Origin of the sequence: Streptomyces sp. CLV115 (assembly GCF_038448545.1) — a bacterium.
GTDB classification, from domain to species: domain Bacteria; phylum Actinomycetota; class Actinomycetes; order Streptomycetales; family Streptomycetaceae; genus Streptomyces; species Streptomyces sanglieri.
Map to the genome: position 1 here is coordinate 1 of NZ_JBCEWQ010000331.1, position 2294 is coordinate 2294.

A 2294-nucleotide genomic window follows, 5' to 3' on the forward strand; every position below is an offset into this window, starting at 1 on the left:
GCACAACGCCCGCCCCGGGCGGGCGGGGGCTGCCCGGGGCGGGCGTTGTGCGGGTTATCGCGCGCTGATGTGCAGTCGGACCGAGCCGTCCGGAGCCGCTTCCACGCGGACCTGCGTCAGGTCCTCGACGTGCGCGTCGGGGGAGAGTGCCCCGGCGCGCGGGCCGACGCCCACGATGCGCATGCCCGCCGCCCGGCCGGCCGCGATGCCCGCCTCCGAGTCCTCGAAGACGATGCAGTCCGCCGGGTCGAAGCCCAGCTCGGCCGCGCCCTTGAGGAAGCCCTCGGGGTCCGGCTTGCTGGCGCCGACGCTCTCGGCGGTGACGCGGACGGCGGGCATCCGCAGGCCCGACGCGGTCATCCGGGTCCGGGCCAGCGCCTCGTCCGCCGAAGTGACCAGGGCGTGCGGCAGTGCGGTGATCGCGTCCATGAAGGCGGACGCGCCGCCGATCGGTACGACGCCCTCGGTGTCGGCGGTCTCCTCGGCGAGCATGGCCCGGTTGTCCGCGTAGTTCTGCTCCATCGGGCGGTCCGGGAGGAGCACCGCCATGGTGGCGTACCCCTGCCGTCCGTGGACGACCTTGAGCGTGGTTTCCGGGTCCAGCCCCTCGCGCAGCGCCCAGCGCCGCCAGCAGCGCTCCACGACGGCATCGGAGTTCACCAGGGTGCCGTCCATGTCCAGAAGAAGGGCGCGGGCGGTGAGGACGGTGGCCGGCATGGGCGGTCTCCAGAACACGGGGGGAGCGACGGCGCCGGGTGGCGACGACGCGGGGAGGAGAACAGGCGTGGGGAGGGAAACAGGTGCGGGTGGAAGAACAAGCAGCCTCGCCCGCCGGTCAGGGGGTGGCGGGCGGAGGCTACTTTGTTCCATCACGATACAAAAAGCTGTCCGAGAAAGCCAATTCCTTCGGTTCCGGCAGCCCGGCCGGTCACCGGCCCGTCGTCTCGGCCTCCAGCGCGCGGCGGGTTTCGGGGCCGTACACCCCCGGCGGGTCGCCCTCGATGGCCTTGTACGACTGGTAGACGTTCACCGCGTGCTCGACCCGGTCCGAGTAGTCGCCGTCGTCGCGCCCGTGGTAGAGCCAGATCTCCTCCAGGCGGCGTTGCAGCTAGGCCACCGCGGGCCCCTGGTCGCCGGGGCGCAGGGCGGGACCGGCCAGGGAGGCGGGCGGTGCGGACGACGACGGGCTGCTCGTGGTGTGCGAGGGCGTGACGGAGGCCGGTGGCGAGGAGGCGGTGGACGCGGAGGCGGACGGCGAGGCGCTCGCCGAGGGCGAGGCGGTGGCCGACGCGGACGGTGACGCGGAGGCCGACGCCGAGGGCGAGGGCGGTACGGAAACCGGCGCCGGTTTTGTCGCGGGCATGCTCGCCTCGGGCACGTCGACCGCCGTGCCGGGCAGAGCATGTCGTCGGCCCGTGTCCCCGTCGTCGCCTCCGCCGAGCAGCCCGGTCGCGAATGCCGCCGTGCCCACCGCGGCGACCAGGGCCGCTCCCACGGCGACGGCCGCGAGGGGGCGGCGACGGCGAGGCGCTTCGAGTTCCTCGCCGGGTGCCCCGACGGGACGGGCCGGACCGATGGAATCAGTGGAACGGGCCGGGCCGGTGGAATCAATGGAACGGGTCGGGCTGGTGGGGTCGGCAGGACGGGCCGGACTCACGGGATGGGCAGGACTCACGGAGTCGGCAGAACGGGCCGGACTCACGGGATCGGCAGGACGGGCCGGGCCGGCGGGATGGCCGGCGTCCGGCAGCGGGCTCGCCATCGGTCCCGCCGGGCCGAGGAAGAGCGGCATCGTCGTGGCCGCGTCCTCCTGGGTGCGGTGCGGCCCCTGTTCCTGCGCGGCCCCGTCGGCGTCGGCCGGGGCGGCTTCGCCCCCCAGCGTCACGTACGGTCGTATCCGCAACGGATCGAAGTCCTCGGCGGCCGCCATCTCCGCCCTCTCGGCCGCCCGCCGCGCACACACGCACCCGGCTCCGGGTCCTCCGCCGGCTCCGGGTCTGCTGTCCGTACCGCACTCCGGGCATATATGTCCGGTCATTGTGGGCCCCTCCCCTTGAATGCCCTGCGATTATGCAGCTCGCTGCCGGAATGCCCAACGTCGTACCGAATGCCGCACCGAAGCGCGGCCTTCGCACCGAAGTGCGACCCCCAGGCCGACGGGCGGCCCCGCACCGCATCGCGGCCCCCGCTCCTTAACGGTGACTCAGCAGGCCATAACGGCATGAAAAGGCCAGGATGGGGGTGTAGCGGACCCGAGGAGATGTCCATGGCCCAGCCCCTGAGCCCCCCGGCCC

3 protein-coding genes are annotated in these 2294 nt (G+C 73.7%); all 3 read right to left on the reverse strand.

Going from position 1 to position 2294, the window contains the following annotated elements:
• Positions 1 to 54: 54 nt before the first annotated feature.
• Entirely contained in the window at positions 55 to 717 is a 663-nt protein-coding gene (locus AADR41_RS41905) for an HAD-IA family hydrolase (protein ID WP_342287703.1), read from the reverse strand.
• Positions 718 to 928: 211 nt separating this feature from the next.
• Entirely contained in the window at positions 929 to 1108 is a 180-nt protein-coding gene (locus tag AADR41_RS41910) for a peptidoglycan-binding domain-containing protein (protein ID WP_342287705.1), read from the reverse strand.
• Positions 1109 to 1930: a peptidoglycan-binding protein gene (locus tag AADR41_RS41915; protein ID WP_342287704.1), complete on the reverse strand. Its 822-nt coding sequence runs from the start codon at positions 1928 to 1930 to the stop codon at positions 1109 to 1111.
• Positions 1931 to 2294 lie beyond the last annotated feature (364 nt).